The 17775-nt window shown below is 41.0% G+C and carries 14 protein-coding genes; 12 read left to right on the plus strand and 2 right to left on the minus strand.

Annotated elements, in window-relative coordinates:
* Positions 1-19 precede the first annotated feature (19 nt).
* The 9 genes from NV377_RS03335 to NV377_RS03375 all read left to right on the plus strand — a co-directional run bounded on the left by NV377_RS03335 (position 20) and on the right by NV377_RS03375 (position 11126).
* Positions 20-529 carry a YlbF/YmcA family competence regulator gene (locus NV377_RS03335; protein ID WP_258199743.1) on the plus strand — a complete coding sequence of 170 codons (510 nt, stop codon included), beginning with the start codon at positions 20-22 and terminating at the stop codon, positions 527-529.
* Between the two features lie 147 nt (positions 530-676).
* Entirely contained in the window at positions 677-1540 is an 864-nt protein-coding gene (locus tag NV377_RS03340) for an alpha/beta fold hydrolase (protein WP_258199744.1), read from the plus strand.
* A 280-nt stretch (positions 1541-1820) separates the two neighbouring features.
* Positions 1821-2720 (plus strand): phosphatase PAP2 family protein, encoded by a 900-nt coding sequence (locus NV377_RS03345; RefSeq protein WP_258199745.1) that lies wholly within the window; start codon positions 1821-1823, stop codon positions 2718-2720.
* Between the two features lie 202 nt (positions 2721-2922).
* Entirely contained in the window at positions 2923-4665 is a 1743-nt protein-coding gene (locus NV377_RS03350; protein WP_258199746.1) for a sensor histidine kinase, read from the plus strand.
* Positions 4662-6347: a response regulator transcription factor gene (locus NV377_RS03355; protein ID WP_258199747.1), complete on the plus strand. Its 1686-nt coding sequence runs from the start codon at positions 4662-4664 to the stop codon at positions 6345-6347. Before NV377_RS03350 ends, NV377_RS03355 begins: the two co-directional genes overlap by 4 nt.
* Before the next feature lie 433 nt (positions 6348-6780).
* On the plus strand, positions 6781-8163 hold the full coding sequence (locus NV377_RS03360) for an extracellular solute-binding protein (RefSeq protein ID WP_373425789.1): 1383 nt from the start codon (positions 6781-6783) through the stop codon (positions 8161-8163).
* A 90-nt stretch (positions 8164-8253) separates the two neighbouring features.
* Positions 8254-9153 (plus strand): ABC transporter permease, encoded by a 900-nt coding sequence (locus NV377_RS03365; protein WP_258199748.1) that lies wholly within the window; start codon positions 8254-8256, stop codon positions 9151-9153.
* Positions 9154-9165: 12 nt separating this feature from the next.
* A complete protein-coding gene (locus tag NV377_RS03370) occupies positions 9166-10047 on the plus strand; it encodes a carbohydrate ABC transporter permease (RefSeq protein ID WP_258199749.1) in 882 nt (293 codons plus the stop codon).
* Positions 10048-10085: 38 nt separating this feature from the next.
* Entirely contained in the window at positions 10086-11126 is a 1041-nt protein-coding gene (locus tag NV377_RS03375) for an endo-1,4-beta-xylanase (protein WP_258199750.1), read from the plus strand.
* 288 nt (positions 11127-11414) lie between these two features.
* Here NV377_RS03375 and NV377_RS03380 read toward each other — a convergent pair whose 3' ends face one another.
* On the minus strand, positions 11415-12014 hold the full coding sequence (locus tag NV377_RS03380; RefSeq protein WP_258199751.1) for an HAD-IA family hydrolase: 600 nt from the start codon (positions 12012-12014) through the stop codon (positions 11415-11417).
* Positions 12015-12084: 70 nt separating this feature from the next.
* Positions 12085-13281: an MFS transporter gene (locus tag NV377_RS03385; RefSeq protein ID WP_258199752.1), complete on the minus strand. Its 1197-nt coding sequence runs from the start codon at positions 13279-13281 to the stop codon at positions 12085-12087.
* Between the two features lie 250 nt (positions 13282-13531).
* On the opposite strand from NV377_RS03385, the gene NV377_RS03390 reads away from it, so the two are divergent.
* From NV377_RS03390 to NV377_RS03400, 3 genes are read left to right on the plus strand one after another with little or no spacing between them, the layout of a single operon-like run.
* Positions 13532-15895, plus strand: coding sequence for a DUF8725 domain-containing protein (locus NV377_RS03390; protein ID WP_258199753.1), 2364 nt, complete (start codon positions 13532-13534; stop codon positions 15893-15895).
* Positions 15896-15924: 29 nt separating this feature from the next.
* A complete protein-coding gene (locus NV377_RS03395; protein WP_258200354.1) occupies positions 15925-16857 on the plus strand; it encodes an ABC transporter ATP-binding protein in 933 nt (310 codons plus the stop codon).
* Positions 16854-17768, plus strand: a complete 915-nt coding sequence (locus NV377_RS03400) for an ABC transporter permease (RefSeq protein WP_258199754.1) — start codon at positions 16854-16856, stop codon at positions 17766-17768. Before NV377_RS03395 ends, NV377_RS03400 begins: the two co-directional genes overlap by 4 nt.
* The last annotated feature ends 7 nt before the right edge of the window (positions 17769-17775 follow it).

A 17775-nucleotide genomic window follows, 5' to 3' on the forward strand; every position in this document is an offset into this window, starting at 1 on the left:
ATAGGAGAGAATTAACACAATGATACTTGATAAACAGTTAGATGCTAAAATGTTCCAACATGGCGGAGATGCAGGCGGATCATGTAGCCATACAGGAATTAAGGCAGATATTCCGTCTCACACAATTACCGAATTACGTGTGAAAGAAGATATTCAAGCGAAGGCTAGAGAACTTGCAGATTTATTAGCTCAATCTGAAGAGGTTACGCAATATCGTCAAGCAGAGGCAAAAATTCAGAACCACGAGCGTGTACAACAATTAATTACTACAGTTAAGAAAAAGCAAAAAGAAGCGGTTGCGTTTGAGTCGTTCAATAATTCAGAAATGGTCACGAAAATTGAAGCAGAAATAGCTAGTATACAAGATGAATTGGATGGCATACCAGTAGTGAATACATTCCAACAAAGCCAATCGGACATCAATTACTTGCTTCAACTTGTTATTTCTATTGTAAGAGATACATTAACGGACAAGATCAATATGGAAGATGCCAAACCAGCAGAAGATTCTGACGACTGCATGGATTAATATACATTAGATTCAAGCACATAAAGCGCTGACTTTAAAAGTCAACTTTATGTGCTTTTTTGTTGTAATGTAAACATTTTTTTCATCTGTTTGGGGGAACAATAGAAAAAGCATAAGCATATTTCACATTAGTGAGGAGGCGGTAGGATGGATATTTTCAGTGAGGCAATCAATCGTGAGCAATATGAGAAATGCTATGATGAGAGTTTAAAGCTTTTTGGTATACCTGCAAATTCGTTCAATATTGAGACGACATATGGACAAACACATGTGTTGCAATTCGGAGATCCGAAGCTACCTCCACTAGTTCTTATTCATGGCTATGCAATGAGCTCTGCGATATGGTACCCCAATGTACCTGCCTTTGCAAAGCAATATGCTGTATATGCGATTGATATAATCGGAGATATTGGAAAAAGCATCGCCAATCAAGTAATATTGCAATCGGAGCAAATCGTGGAATGGCTACATGAAGTGCTGGATCAATTAGAACTCGATAAAGTGTACTTAGCAGGACATTCTATTGGTGGTTATATTTCACTAAGGTATTCACTAACACATCAGTCTCGAATTATTAAATTAGTCCTTTATGCCCCAGCTGCATCCTTTCATCGACTAAGCTTGAAGTTTTTTTATTATGCATTTCCTGGATTTCTGTTTCATACAGAAAAATGGATTGATCGAGCCTTTGGTTCACTATCCTCGCACAATAAACCCCTCAACGAGGTATTTCGTGAGCAACTTATTGCTGGATTTCAACATTCCATGCCGTTATTTCGTTTGTATCCTGTGAAAATAGACGAGGAGCAGTTTGCATCACTTAAGCTTCCAGTGTTAATTATGATCGGGGAAGAAGAGCTTCTATATCCTGCTGTTAAAGCGATGGATTATGCACGTAAGGTATTGCCACATGCACAGCTTCTTCTAGTTGCAGGAGCAAACCACTCCTTTATATTTGAGCAACCTAATGTCGTTAATAAAGCAACATTGACCTTTCTGGGCTACTCGTAGTATTTATGTGTAAAATGCACCATGAAAGAGGTAACGGGTTTACTTCCGTGGTCACAATTTTCATAACATAACAAGCAAATTCTACCTACTCAATAAAATTTAAGATCGTCCATATGTAATTTGTAAGCTGAAGGAGCAGTCATATAATGATGATTGCTCTTTCAGCTTTTTTACAAAATGTTTAATGCCAGATAATCTGTAGTCATTTACAACATAGTACAATCCATATACTATTAATTGTAACATTATACCAATAATCGTATATGGAGGGGATTGCTAGATGTCATCTTTTTTGGATTGGGAAGTTGATTTGCTGCAAAGCCTTATGGAACTACGAGTAAGTTTCGTAGATACTATTGTGAAAATCATTAATTTTACTGGTGAAGTGACGTTCTTCACTATACTACTACCGATCATTTATTGGCTAGTATCCAAAAGAGTTGGTTTCCAGTTAGCGATTGTTCTTTTTGTTAGTTATTATGTCAATGTGTTTTTGAAAGATTTATTTGAATGGTCGCGTCCGTTTATTATGCATGCGGACCGTATTAAGCCTTTAGTCGATCAAGGTGGATATACTTTTCCAAGTGGTCATTCACAGCATAGTTTTGCGGTATGGGCTTTTCTAGCATCCGTTATTCGCAGAAGATCATTTACTATTTTTGCAATCCTCATGATCATTGCGGTAGGTTTTTCAAGACTTTATTCTGGTGTGCACTTTCCAAAAGATGTCTTGTTCGGATGGTTTCTTGGAGCTGTTATCGTACTAATTACGTCGCTTATCATCCGTAATCAACTGCTTAGCACATTGTCGAATCGGATTTGTTTAGCGATAGCTATTATCATTCCTATTGTTTTGCTACCACTGTATCACGGAGTAACAAACGGCAGATTAGATCAAGAAGGAGCATATCAAGCAAGTGGATTATTAGCATTCTCGATACTTGGATATGTATGGGAAAGAGAGAAAGTTAATTTCAGCATATCAAAGTCATGGGTACAAAAAGTAATAGCTTGCGTTATCGGTTTAATAGGTATAATCCTAATTAAAGAAGGATTTAAGTTGTTTTTACCGGAGGAAGCTATTGCTGATTTTTTTAGATACGGAATGATTGGGTTATGGACAATAGCAATAGCACCGAGGGTATTCGTGAAATTACGCTTAGCAGCTACAAATCGGTAGGTTCACACTTTCCTTGGAGAAACTTAATATGAAGAACGATGAAATCGTTCGTTTAGTAATGGCTAGGTGGAACAGCCATTGTACTAAACGGCGATTTTTTTTGTAAATTACAACCTCTCTTAAAAATGGTTGACGCCCCCATATGTACCCGTTATGTTATTAAAGGATATAGTTTGCAAAGATTGACAAGGGGGCACTCATTGTGAAATTGATCAGAAATCCGTGGAAGAAGACCGCTCTCAATCGGTTAATTCTGTCGTTTATTTGTATTTTATTGCCGCTGTATACGTTGGCAATTGTCATCTATAACTGGGGAATCGGTACTTTGCAGACCGAAATATCCAATTCGATGACCTCGCAAGTATCGCAATATTTCGTTGGATTGGAGAATGAGTTCAGTCGCATACAATCTCTGCAACTCGATTATTTAAGTGACACCAATTTGAATGCGCTTGCAGCTATTCCGGAATCCTTGAACTCTATTGAGAAGATGCAAAAAATATTAAGCCTACAGCAGCGTCTCAACGCCATACGTAACAGTAGCGCGTATATCAAGGAAGTCTATACCTACATTCCCGCTATTCAGAAAACGATATCCGCGTTAAGCGTATCCGATTTTGACAGCGAAATTTATGGTGAGCTCATGAACCTTCAAAGTTTGGACGAGGTTCAGGTCGTTAATTTCCGCGGTAACATGTATATGGTTGTAGCTTTTCCATATCTGCTGCCGACGAGCAATCGGGAGCCGATCTATATCGTTGCCATCGAGTTGTCAATGGATAAGCTGCAACAGGCGCTGCAAGGCATGCGCAATATACCGGAAGAAGGGTTGATCTTCAGCAGTCCGCAATTTACTGAGGTCACTAATCCGGATGCCGAACTGAATGACAAAATCGTACAACAATTGATCGAAGGGCGGGGCACGGGACAAGATGAAGCTGCTCGGATCCTTAACATTGACAGCCAGCGGTATTTGACGGTCCACACGACATCACGTTTTTTTGGCGCCTTATTGATCAAGTATGTGCCGGAAAGCGCTGTATTCCAGCCGCTTGAGAAGTTTAGAAACTGGTTTCTTTGGTTTGCGGCGGTCTCTTTGACTATTACGCTAATATATTCGTTATATTTATATCAATATATTCATAAACCACTTAACCGGCTGGTCAGGGCATTCCGAAAAGTAGAGCTGGGTGATGTCAGCGTTCAGATCCATCATGAAAGCAGAGATGAATTCCAGTATATTTATACAAGATTTAATGCGATGCTCGATAATTTGAAATCTTTAATCGATCAAGTATACAAGCAGCAAATACTGACCCAAAGGGCGGAGCTGAAGCAGCTGCAATCCCAGATTAATCCCCATTTCCTGTATAACAGTTTCTTTATTCTGAATACGATGACCCGTCTCCGAGATTATGATCAGGTAGAGCGATTCGCGAATCAGCTGGGGGAATATTTTCAATTCGTAACTCGCAATCAGTCGGACGAGGTACCATTGGCCAAAGAAATGCAGCACGCGAAAGTCTATGCGGAGATACAAGAGATGCGCTTCGTCAATCGAGTGTCCGTCTCATTCGATGAATTACCGGAAAACGGAGGGCATGTGATGGTGCCGAGGCTGATATTGCAGCCACTCATAGAGAATGCCTTTGAACATGGTCTCGAGAAGAAATCCAAGGATGGCCAATTGGACGTTCGATTCGAACTAGAAGGACGTATTCTTCGTCTTATAGTGGAAGATAATGGCGAGTGGATTGACGACGAAGGGATCGCTAGAATGAATGAAAGTTTGAAGACATTGGAAAACGAGGAAAAAACCGCATTAATTAATATTCACCACCGGATACGACTGAAATTCGGAAACGACAGCGGGTTAGCTTTGACCCGTAGCGAATGGGGTGGAGTACAGGCTACGATCACAATCGAAATACAAGAAGGAGGATGAATTATTTGTATCGACTACTAGTTGTAGATGACGAAGCGATTATTGCAGACGGATTGGCGGAAGTGATGCAGGGAGTGTCGGAGTTGGAGCTAGACGTGTATAAAGCTTATTCGGGGGTAGATGCACTCAAACTATTCGATCACACAAGATTTGACATTGTACTCACCGATATTCGGATGCCAGAAATGGACGGCTTGCAATTATTGGAGGAAATTAGGACATTGTGGCCAAGATGCCGCGTAATCTTCCTGACGGGCTACAATGAGTTCTCGTATGTCTATACCGCGATTCAGCACGAGTATGTCAACTATCTACTGAAAACCGAAGGTTATGATAAAGTTATTCAGACCGTCTCTCAATCAGTAGCGGATATTGAGGCTGAATGGCACGCCGAGGCATTGCTTGAGCAAGCCAAGGAACAGTCTGAGAAAGCGAAGGAGTTAATGCGTAAGGAGTTTTTATACGGGGTGTTGAGAGGGCGCATCAATTCCGGGGAGGTCAACTCCGAACAGTTCACTGTGCTGGACGTTCCGTTACGTGCGGAAGAAAGCGTGCTGCTTCTGCTCGGCAGAGTTAACCGGTCAAACGATGGCGCTACCTATTCCGATAAGGTCAATCAGCTCATCCGCATTCGAACCGTCGCTTGTTCTTATTTGGCCTCTCATGCGGAGATCGTAGATTTTGTCCTGGAACAAGATGAAGTTGTTTGGCTGCTTCAACCGCTGAAGGCATCTGAAGAGCGATCATCTGAGAACGGGCAGCATGCCTGGTCCAAGCTGTTAAAGTTCCTTAAAGGTAGTCTGGAGCTGGTACAAGCAGCATGTAAGGAGTCGGCGGATGCGGAGTTATCACTGGTGTTGGACGACAGTCCGATGGCATGGTCGGACGCGGCGGAAAGGTTCGCTCAAGTCCATATGCTGATGAACTATCGGATCGGCCGCTCGCATGGATTACTTTTAGACAAACAGGCGGCTAGAGGTGATCAAGATACGGAAAGTCAGAAACTAAACCGACTGAGAGTTCGGCCCGCTATGCTCGACTTGCTTGCCGAAAGGTTAGAGCATGGCCAAAAGGACGAGTTTTTCAAAATATTGAGCGAGGCCACGGCTGCACTACGTGATCTAAATACGATGCACCAAGTACAAGCCCAAGAAGTATACTACGCCATTGCACTAATTATGTTTTCATATACGAATCGTTGGCAGCTATCAAGTGAAGCGAATGCCACCATCGGTCTACACAAGTTGATGCGGCCGGATGAACATGAATCTTGGCCGGCAGCGATTGATTATCTGAACAAAGTCGGTAACGTGCTGTTTCAATTGCAAGACCAAGAGGAAGAACGGAAAGCGAGCGGAGTCGTCTCATTGATTCAGAAGCATATTCAGACTCATCTGAATAATCCCGATGAAATTACGCTTGTCAGGTTGGCGAATTTGGTATATTTCAATCCTTCTTATTTGTCGAGGCTCTTCAAGCAGGTGGCTGGCATGAATTTGTCTGAGTACGTTGCAGAAGCACGATTGACGAGGGCAAAACGATTGTTAGAGGATCCGAATTTGAAAATTCAGGAGGTTGCTGATCGTCTCGGGTACGGTACAGCAACAAATTTTACGCGCTCGTTCCGAAAAGCGGTAAATATGACCCCGCAAGAATATCGGCTTTGGCTAGCTAACCGATAAAACCTTGATTGGAGTTCGAAAAAATGAATGCGCTTGCAATTGGGTCAACTCATGATCAGAATGTCAAGTATTGAATATTGTCGCTCCCTGTGGTGAAGCGCTATCATTTGTAATAGGGAACATGTTTAACTCATTAAAGGGAGGGGCAACAAATATGAAAAAAAGAACAAAGGCAACGGCTTTACTTACCATGGTTGGAATGCTTGTCTTATCGGCGTGCGGTTCCAATAATACCGGAAACAACAATACTCCGGCTCCGGAAAATCAGCCAGGTGCTTCCGCTGCACCGTCGGTCGATATAGCGGCCAAGTACGATCCGCCGCTAGACATTACGGCATGGCGCTATACAGAATCTACTTACAAGTATGAGAATGGAGACAGCATTGAGGATAATATTTACACCAAGGCGTACTTGAACGATTTGGGCATCAATTTGAAATATACATGGACGGTTCCGATCGAGCAATTCGAACAGAAAATGAATGTAACGATTGCTTCTGGCGACTTGCCGGACGTAATGTGGCTGACGAATAAGCAACTGACAGATTTGGCTGACAACGACATGTTATATGATTTGACAGACGTTTATGAGCAATACGCAAGCCCGCTTGCTAAGGAAATACTGCAGCAGGATCAGAAGGCATTCGATACAGCGAAAATCAACGATCGTTTGATGGCCATTCCGAAAACGGCATCTGCGGTAGACGGTTTGCAAATTCTCCATATTCGAACAGATTGGCTAGAGAAGTTGAAGCTGCCTGAACCTAAGACAATGCAAGATTTGGTGGACATCGCCAGAGCATTTGTCACGCAAGATCCTGATGGCAACAACAAAGCAGATACGATTGGTATCGGCTTCACGAAATCGTTTTTGACGGATAATCATTTTGGTGCAGCAGGCTACTTCGCAGGCTTCCATGCTTATACTCAAAAGTGGGTGAAGGATGATTCTGGAAATCTGGTATATGGCAGCGTTCAACCACAAGTTAGAGAAGGCTTACAATTGCTGCAAGATATGTATAAGGAAGGTCTGTTGGATCAGGAATTCGGCGTTAAGGATCGCGCCAAAGTGACCGAGTCTGTCGTTAGCGGTAAGCTTGGTATGTTTTATGGCGGAATGTCCTCTCCGGGAGCTGTTATTCAGGACAACGCAACGAACGATCCGAATGCGGAGTGGAAGGCATTCACGATCGTATCCGCAGATGAAGTGAAAGCGACACCGATGGGTAAAGTGCCAGTACAGCTTTACTACGCGGTTAGCAAGAAGAGTAAGAATCCAGAAGCGATTATCAAAATGCTCAATTTCAGTATGGAAGGCTTCGCTCCTGATGCGCCAGCCGATACGGGCTTTGGCATAAGTGCAAGCGGCATTCCGGTATATCTTTATAACTTCATTGGACCAGAGCCGGCGATGAAGAACCTGAACGCTCACCGCAACGTCTTGAAAGCTTTAGAAGCGAATGATTCGTCGAGCTTGACGACGGAAGAGAAATCTTACTACGACAGAATCGTAGATCATCGCTCCGGCAATCGCGCGGAGTGGGGACAAGAGCGCATCTTCGGAACGCCGAGTAGTTTCGACGTCATCGATCAGTATGTACTAGAAGATAATTACTTACTCGATGGTTATTATGGTGGTTCGACGCCTACGATGGTTGAGAAGATGGCTTCTCTCCAACAGATGGAGGAAGAAGTATTCACCAAAGTTATTATGGGACAATCAATCGATATATTCGATAAGTTTGTAGAAGACTGGAATAAACTTGGTGGAGAGCTAATTACAAAAGAAGTCAACGAATGGGCTGCCAAGCAGTAATATCGCTGCATCGATAATAATTATAGATCATGCGATGGGGGAAGCGTTTAGCGGCTTTCCCCATCTTTATTCTGGATAGGAGGTGACGTCATGTCCTGGAACAAGAAGCTACAGGAAATACCTTTTCACCTTATGTTAATTCCGGGGGTCGTCCTCACTATAATTTTCAGTTATGTACCGATTGCTGGTATCGTAATTGCCTTTCAGAAATTTCAGCCTGCGAAAGGTATTTTTAACTCGAAATGGATCGGATTCGATAACTTCGAGTATATGTTAAACATGCCGAATTTCACGAGCGTATTGTGGAATACGGTGTTTATCGCGATCATAAAAATTATAGCTGGTCTGATCGTGCCAATTGTCATAGCGCTTCTTCTTAATGAAGTGGCGAATGCTTTCTTTAAGCGGACGGTGCAGACGATCATTTATTTTCCGCATTTCCTATCATGGGTCATTCTCGGCGGCATCGTCGTAGATATTCTGTCACCGTCGAGCGGCATCGTTAATCAATTCCTTGGCTATTTCGGTATAAAGCCGATATTCTTCCTTGGAAACGAGAGTTGGTTCCCGTATACGCTTGTCATTTCAGATACATGGAAAAACTTCGGCTATGGTACGATCGTTTACTTGGCGGCATTGACCGCTATCAATCAACAATTGTACGAAGCTGCCGTCGTTGACGGAGCCAATCGTTGGCAACAGACGTGGCATGTTACACTGCCCGGTATGATGCCAATCATTACACTGATGACTGTACTTAGCTTGGGAGACGTGCTGAATGCTGGTTTCGAACAAGTGTTCAATTTATATAGTCCGATGGTCTACAGCACTGGTGATATTATTGATACCTTTGTCTATCGAATCGGTCTCATCGAAGCGCAGTACGGTGTTGCGACTGCGGTCGGTCTGTTTAAATCGATCATTGCTTTCGTTTTGATCGTATGGTCGAACAAGCTTGCGAACAAATATGCCGGCTATCGGGTTTTCTAAGGGGGTATCATTATGCATAAACTTTCGACCGGACGCAAAGTATTCCTCGTTGTCAACTTTACCGTATTATTCCTTGCTGCCTTATTGTGCATCCTGCCGCTGATCAACGTATTGGCAATCTCTTTCAGTTCGAAAGCAGCGGCGTCGGGCGGTTACGTTAATTTTTGGCCGGTGGATTTTACAACGGCTTCTTATCAATACGCGCTCTCAAAGCCCGAATTTCTAGCCGGCTTTCTTGTCTCGCTCAAACGGGTTGCGCTTGGGTATAGTATCAACATCCTGCTGGCGATTCTGACAGCTTACCCGCTTGCCAAGGAAAGATCGACATTCAGCTACCGTCATATATACGCATGGTTCTTTATCGTTACTATGTTGTTCAGCGGCGGCTTGATTCCTACCTATATCACGATCAAGGAAGTTGGATTGTTAGATTCAATCTGGGCGCTCGTACTTCCTGGCGCGGTACCGGTCTTTAGTGTCATTCTATTAATGAACTTCTTCCGCAATATGCCGAAGGAAATTGAAGAGGCGGCATTAATTGACGGAGCAGGCCAATGGCGCATTCTATGGTCAATCTTCTTACCGCTTTCGATTCCGGCAATTGCCACGATCTCGCTCTTCTCAGTAGTTGGACATTGGAATGCCTGGTTTGATGGTTTGATCTATATGAATTCACAGGCGAATTATCCGCTACAAAGCTATTTGCAGACAATTATTATTACGCCAGAGCTTAATGCGGTGTCAAGCAATGAACTGTTAGATATGAGCGAGGTGTCTGACCGTACTTTCAAGGCAGCACAGGTGTTCTTAGCGTCGTTGCCTGTACTGGTCATCTATCCTTTCCTACAGAAGTATTTCATGAAAGGTCTTGTTATGGGTAGCGTCAAAGGCTGATCGAGGCATTCGAATGAATAGAGAGGGAGCTGAAAGTTATGAAAAGGAATATCGGTTATGAACAAGTAGTCTCGGGTCAAAGTAACAGAGGAGAGATTCCGTCGCTGCATGAAGCGTTCGCCAAGGATTTTCCGATTGGTGCTGCAGTAAGTCCAGCAATTCTGGACTCTACGGGTTCGCTAATCGCCAGGCATTATAATAGCTTGACCGCCGAAAACGATATGAAGCCGATCGAACTTCAACCGGAGGAGAACGTCTTCACTTTCGAAAAGGCGGACCAAATCGTTCGATTCGCGAAAGAGCATAATATGCGTCTTCGTGGTCATACATTGGTGTGGCATAATCAAACGCCAGATTGGATGTTTGAAGGGCAAAACGGAGAACCTGCCGATCGGGAGCTATTGCTTGCTCGTATGAAGTTGCATATTGATACTGTCGTTGGGAGGTATCGCGGGGATGTCTACTGCTGGGACGTCGTGAACGAGGCGATTCAGGACAAAGAAGAGAATTTGCTTCGTCAAAGTCGCTGGCTCGAATTGGCAGGAGAAGAATATATACAGAAAGCTTTTGAATACGCGCATGCAGCGGATCCAAACGCATTGTTGTTCTATAACGATTACCACGAGACGGTTCCTACTAAGAGAGAAAAAATTTACAAGCTCGTGAAGGATCTTCTGGATCGCGGTACGCCGATTCATGGAATTGGCCTCCAGGCGCACTGGAATATTTACGAGCCGTCGATCGAGGATATACGAATCGCTATTGAAAGATATGCATCATTGGGCTTGCAATTGCACATTACGGAGCTTGATCTTCCGATGTTCGGTAATGATGATAAGCGTAGAGAGGTAATGACACCAACCGAAGAAATGATCGAGAAGCAGGCCAAGCAGTACGAGCAAATTTTCGAACTGTTCCGGTCGTATAAAGATGTGATTACGAATGTGACGTTCTGGGGAGCCGCGGACGATTATACTTGGCTCGATTATTTTCCAGGGAAAGAACGCAAAACATGGCCGTTTTTGTTCAACGACCAGCATGAGCCGAAGCCGTGCTTTTGGGGAGTAGTAGCCAAATAACTAAGTGGAGAACTGTATTTCAATGTTTCTCTTCATAGGTAGGACGAGGGAGTGACCAAGGTCACTCCCTCGTCCTTTTCGCAAACAAATCTATAACATGAAGATATAACAGATGACTTCTAGAATAGGCATAGGGTACTTAGAACGTAGAAAAGGAGTTAACCAGAAGGTCACTAATGTAAATGACAAAGGGTATTGTTGAGCTTAGAGGTATCGTCGTTTCTAAGTTCGGTAGGTAGATAGCGTATAAAGTAAAGTGGAGAAAACAAGTTAGCATACTATTGTTTATTATACTTGGCTATTGCTTGCTGATTGAAGTTGCGTGCTTAATGTAGCTATCCACTCTTGGCTCTGATCTGCTAAGAGGGTATGCCACCCTAACGACTTTGCAGCTAAGATATTACTTGCGCTATCGTCTACGAACCAGATGGATGATCCTTCTATAAATTGTTCATGAAGCAACTGAAACCATTTCGGATTTGGTTTGCTTAGACGGATTTGATCTGACACATGTGTCCATTTAATATATGGTTGATAAGGTGCTAACAAAGGCTGAAGCCAATCGCTAAGATGATTACTCATAATATGGATATCTGCTAGTTTAGACCAATACTCTAAGTAATCAAGGGCTGGTAATGGCTGTAGAGCTTGTGTTATTAGTTGACGCTGACTGTCCCTAGTAAGCTGAACACCATACGATTCTAACCATTGCCAAAACTCCCCCTCAGTACACTCCCCAGTCCAAAGCTTCTTACTAATTTCATTTTTATAGGAAGCGTACATAGTATCGACAGATATATTCGCTAAATTAGCTAAGTCTTGCCAGAGTCGCGGCGTAAGATTAGTAGCTAATACTCCCCCAACATCTAAAACTAAGATATTTTTCATTTTTTCTCTCCTTCTTGAGCTACCTCTTCATATTGAAGTCGATTAATCTACGTGAGTCTAATCATCGTTATCAAAGTGCGCTTTTTGAACGACCTCTTTGTTTTTTGAAATCTACGTAGAGCGACCACGGTATTACTATCAATGCACTAAAGGCAAGTATACTCCCGAATAAAAATCCACTATTAATTCCAAAGTTATCATTAAGAATGCCAGCAATAAGCGGGCCAGAGAACATACCTACTGAATAAAGTGCTTGGTATAATCCCATTGCTGTTGCTCTAACATTACTTTCCACTTTATAAATAGCGAAAGAGAGTAATAATGGTAGATGAAGACCTTGAGCGAATCCATTCAATAGTTGTGTAAAGTACATAGCTGGAAGTGAATCGACAAACATTAATGCTAACGTACAAAGTCCACTAATGAAGAAGCTGATCGCAAATGTACCACGATGATGAAACTTTTGCATAATGGGATAAGCAAATCTAGCAGCAATAGCATGTGGTATCATAAAACAAGCGATTAATATAGTCAACTGTGTACCTGTTGCACCAAGTTCAATCGCTTTAAGTGGTGTGAATCCAAACATCGTAATGAACAGCACGCCATGCGCAAGAATAGACAGGAGAGAGGCAAACAAGACGCGATGTGAACGGATAACTGATCCTATTTGTTTGATCGACATTCCTTTTTGTTCACTCGTTGGAGGTTTCTCGTATAATAGAAACGAGAGTGCCAACCCGATCGTACCTATCACTGCGCCGATAATAAAGGTCATACGATACTGATACATATCAGAGATCCAACCTGATGCCATCATCCCAATAAATTGACCTAGCACAGTATATAGGCTAATTTGCCCCATTGCTTTTGGCATTTCATGCTGTTCAAAATTGCTAGCATACATTATTGTGAACGCAACCCATGTTGAAGCACAAATACCAGCGACAGCTCGACCGAGTAATGGGAAAACTGCTAGATTAGGTACAAGAAATAGTAGACAACTACATACACTGCACAACATACCAACGACAATAAAAAGCTTTCTTTTCTGCAGATGGTCGGACAATATTCCGAGTGGAAAACGAAATAATAGTTGAATTAATCCATATGTAGCTAAGACTATTCCAATAAATTGAAAAGAATAATTCAAATTGGATAAATATGGTGTTAAAATAGGTACGTATATGTACATTGATATCCAGAAAGATAAGGTGACGAATAGAAAAATAACAGATTGAACGTTTCTAGATTGTAATTTGCTCATTTGTAATCCCTCCTTACAATAATGTAATAGAAGAAAATCACTTTGTCACATTATTATTTTGCAGTGGTTTACCCAAGTTTGTTCGTCTATTAGATATGAACGCTATGAAAGGGGTTTACAGTTCTTATTTGATTTGCAACTATTCTATTAATAGGGACGTTAATAATGTGTGAAGAAAGATGGATAAAGAAGGTAGATAGGCTCAAACGGATAATAATTAATATGGTTAATTAATGGAAGGGGAAAAATTGTGATTAACGTAAAAAAACAGAAAACATTGCTTTATGCACTCCTTATGCTTATTCCTCTATTGTTGTTGTCGATAACAAGCTCTTCATTAGTATTCGGTTCAACAGTAGAAAACAAAGTACCACAAAGTATACATATAGGAGCTAAGGTTGGGTACGATGGACAGTATCAAGTGGGAACTCCCACACCAGTATTTGTTACATTGAAAAATAGCTTTGATCGAGATATTAAAGGAGATCTAGTATTTAATATTAGTACGGATCATGGCAATACAGTTTCACATGTTGTTCCCGTTGAAATTGTATCTGGTAGTGAGATTCAATTGACTATGAATGTCGATGGTAATTTTGGTGCTAAGTTAAATTCATTCCAGTTTTTCGAAGGTAATATGGAAAAAGGAAAACTATTAGATGTAACAGGAGATATTAATCTTGTTGGTAAAAGCGTTGGGTCGTCCACAATGATAGGTATTATTTCTTCTGATCCTGATACATTGAATTTTCTATTGCTGCTAAAAGGACAAGGTTATGATCTTTCGACAGTCATCTTAAAAGAAGATTTTGTTGCTGAAACATCGGATTCATTAGAAATGTTTAAAGTACTAGTACTTAATGATGTTATAACTAGCACATGGTCAGAGCAGAAAGTAGATGCACTTAAAGATTGGGTGGCTAAAGGCGGAACGTTATTAGTTGGTGGTGGTGCCAACTACGGGCAAACAATGAAAGCTATTGAAGATATTGTACCTGTTAGTGGTCAAAATACAACTACGTTGGCAGATACATCGGCAATTGATCAATTTGCTCTATCAGAAAACCCACTTGGCCCAATTCAAATCACACAAGGAACATTAACTCGTGGTGAGTCGTTTGTAACGAGTAATAATAACCCGATTGTGGCTAGAAATACGGTAGGTAAAGGTACTGTATTCTATACAGCATTTGATCTGGGCTTAAAACCATTTTCGGTATGGGAAGGTAGAACTACTTTCATTCAAACGCTACTTTCTGAAAGTCTCATTCCGACAGCGGTATCGGGCAATTATTACTATGATGATCCGAGTAGGATATTACAGGAAGCTGTCAACTTTTTCCCTAGACTTGAAGCACCTCCTGTTATGATATTAATGTTAGTCTTTGCAATCTATGTATTTTTAATTGCACCAATTCTATATTTAATATTAAAACGTGTAGACAAGCGTGAATGGGCGTGGTGGATAATTCCAGCAAGTGCCGTGCTTACGACTTTTATAGTTATATACCTTGGAGCGATGAACAAAACAGAAAACTATGTTCATAGTGTTGATATTATCGAACAATCAGGAGATACAACGATTGTTAGAGGAATCGGATCCGTGTTCCTTGCAAGTAACAAAGATATCTCGATAGATGTTCCTAGTAATCAATATGTTAAGTTATCTCCTACCAATAGCTACGGTAATAATAACCCGTTAAAAAGTAATAAAGAGCATGTGATACGATATGATGGAGATCATAAAGAATTGCAATGGAATGAAAATAAATATTGGACAACGCGTAGTTTCTTGAAATCTCCTACTGTTTTTGAGAAAGATGAATTTAACCAAATCGACGTTTCTATCGAAAATCGTAATGATCAATTTATACTGATTATTCAGAACAATACCGGGGTCGATCTTTCACATCTATCGTTCATTAATGGTGGGAATGTAGAAGTTATTGGTCAACTTGATAATGGAGAAAGTACAGAACTCCCATTGACTTCACCTCTGCAATTTACAACTGGTAATCCATATAGATATTCTTATGGTAGTCAAATTTTCGCTCAATCTTCGAACTATTGGAAAGAATATGCTAGAGAATCTGCATTAATTGACAATGGAGCATCAATCGGTGACTCACTTAAATTAGTGGGCTTTAGCTATAGTGATCAGTCATTATATCAAGTTAACAATAAAAAAGTGAAAACAGATCAGTTAACGATGTGGAACGTTAATCTTGTAGATCTTATTCTAGAACAAATGCCTGATTCTTATCTCGTAGAGCCTATCGTAACGAGTGAAGAGAGTGCATCGCTTGAAATGCAAGGTGAAAACTCTTTCTATCTATTTAACGGTGCTATTCTGTTAACGTATCAACTGAATGGAACAAATACAGCAAATGCGACGGCTTCATTACAACCTATAATTGATCCGTATTACTTTAATAATTTTAACATGTCATTCTATAACGAGACGACACAAGCTTGGGATAAATATTCTGGTGAACCATCGATTAATATAGCAGATTACTTGAATGACAAAAACGCTTTAGTACTTAGAATTGAATCTATAAACGGTGGAGAAGGTGTTATTCCAACACTGCTTGTGGAAGGGGAATCACAATAATGAACGTAGAACAAGAACAACCACAATTGATGATTGAGATTAAAGGTCTTAGCAAATCATTCGGCAACTTCCAAGCGTTGAAAGGAATTGATTTGTCTATTAAGAAAGGTACCGTATTCGGATTTGTTGGTCCCAATGGAGCTGGTAAATCAACGACGATGTCGATTCTAGCTACGCTAATGATTCCGTCTTCAGGTTATGCAAAAGTAGATGGCATTGATGTTACAGAGCATCCGCATCTTGTTCGGAGAAAAATAGGCTATATGCCTGACTTCTTCGGCGTATACGATCAATTGAAAACAGATGAATACTTACATTTCTATGGAGCAAGTTATGGGTTAACTAAACCAGAACGTGATGTGCTTATTCCTCAGTTACTGGAACTTGTTAATTTATCAGATAAGCGTGAAGCGTATGTTGATTCATTGTCTCGTGGCATGAAGCAAAGACTTTGTTTAGCAAGAAGCTTAGTTCATGATCCTGAATTGCTTATTCTTGATGAGCCAGCTTCTGGCTTAGACCCACGCGCTCGTATCGAAATGCGTGAAATATTGAAAGAACTGAAAAGTATGGGTAAGACGATTATTATATCCTCTCACATACTGCCTGAACTCGCGGAGATGGTAGATGAAATTGGCGTAATCGAGCATGGGGAAATGATAGCAGTTGGTAATATTAGCAACATCCAGCAGCAATTAATGGCGAAACGACTAATTACGATCAAGTTAGCTAATGGTCAAGATCAACTAAAAGCATTTTTGAGTGATCATTCGCTTGTACAAGGTATGTTTGTAGATGGAGTGTCTGTTCAAGTTCAATTTGCCGGAAATGATGAGGAACAAGCTTTGCTATTACGGACAATTATTGAAGCGGGATATCCAGTTGTCTCATACCAAGAAGCTCAAACAGATTTGGAAGACATATTCTTAGCTATTACGAGAGGAGGAGCATCTGAACAATGAGTAGCATATTAGCAAATATGAAGCAGTTATTTATTAATCCGGTTCTTGATAAAGAATATCGATTAAGAATGCGATCCGCCAAATCAATGTGGACGATATTAAGCTATCTGTTTGCAATCGGATTGTTTGCAACAGCTACCTTCTTTATTGTCGGAATTGAGTCAAATGGAGCGGGTATATATACGAATGATTTTAATGATATTTTATTTATCGTAATGAGTTTTGCTCAACTAGGATTAATTGCATTTATGGCTCCAGGATTAACAGCTGGCGTAATAAGTGGAGAACGAGAGAAACAGACACTTAATCTGCTACTCACAACACAGCAAAGTTCCTCGTCGATTATTATTAGTAAATTAATTTCTAGTTTAAGTTTTATGTTCCTAATCGTGTTTAGCACATTGCCGATCTATGGCATCGTATTTTTGTACGGTGGAGTATCGCCTTCACAACTACTAGCTGTCTTCGGTTTCTTCCTCTTCAATATGCTTATATTTGGCGGGTTTGGAATTCTATTTTCAACATTGTTCAAACGTACTATGTTAGCAGTTATCGTGACGTATGGGGTTGTATTGTTCATGTTCGCAGGTACAGGTGTTATATTCTTGATCTGCTTCACGGCACTTCAAGATTATATTTATAGTGGCACACCGACTCCTGCATTTGTTGAATGGGTTATTCATATACTTGCATTCAATCCTGCATGTGCGTTACTAAGTATATTTGAACCGGAAATGTTTAAGGAAATGTTGAACAGAGCAAGTTCAACGCAAAAAGGATTTTTCGATTATGTACCGATGTGGTTAGAGTATATGTTGATTTATACTGTTGTCCTTGTTATTTGTTTATGGCAGGCGATTAGGAAGCTGAGACCGATATCTCGTAGAGGTCGTTCAAAAAGCGGAATTTGATAACGAT

This window comes from Paenibacillus endoradicis (assembly GCF_024721975.1).

Excerpts from the sequence above, each read along its gene's own strand:
- NV377_RS03335 (WP_258199743.1), top strand. The coding sequence starts at position 20 with ATGATACTTGATAAACAGTTAGATGCTAAAATGTTCCAACATGGCGGA.
- NV377_RS03340 (WP_258199744.1), top strand. The coding sequence starts at position 677 with ATGGATATTTTCAGTGAGGCAATCAATCGTGAGCAATATGAGAAATGC.
- NV377_RS03345 (WP_258199745.1), top strand. The coding sequence starts at position 1,821 with ATGTCATCTTTTTTGGATTGGGAAGTTGATTTGCTGCAAAGCCTTATG.
- NV377_RS03355 (WP_258199747.1), top strand. The coding sequence starts at position 4,662 with ATGAATTATTTGTATCGACTACTAGTTGTAGATGACGAAGCGATTATT.
- NV377_RS03365 (WP_258199748.1), top strand. The coding sequence starts at position 8,254 with ATGTCCTGGAACAAGAAGCTACAGGAAATACCTTTTCACCTTATGTTA.
- NV377_RS03370 (WP_258199749.1), top strand. The coding sequence starts at position 9,166 with ATGCATAAACTTTCGACCGGACGCAAAGTATTCCTCGTTGTCAACTTT.
- NV377_RS03375 (WP_258199750.1), top strand. The coding sequence starts at position 10,086 with ATGAAAAGGAATATCGGTTATGAACAAGTAGTCTCGGGTCAAAGTAAC.
- NV377_RS03380 (WP_258199751.1), bottom strand. The coding sequence starts at position 12,014 with ATGAAAAATATCTTAGTTTTAGATGTTGGGGGAGTATTAGCTACTAAT.
- NV377_RS03385 (WP_258199752.1), bottom strand. The coding sequence starts at position 13,281 with ATGAGCAAATTACAATCTAGAAACGTTCAATCTGTTATTTTTCTATTC.
- NV377_RS03395 (WP_258200354.1), top strand. The coding sequence starts at position 15,925 with ATGATTGAGATTAAAGGTCTTAGCAAATCATTCGGCAACTTCCAAGCG.
- NV377_RS03400 (WP_258199754.1), top strand. The coding sequence starts at position 16,854 with ATGAGTAGCATATTAGCAAATATGAAGCAGTTATTTATTAATCCGGTT.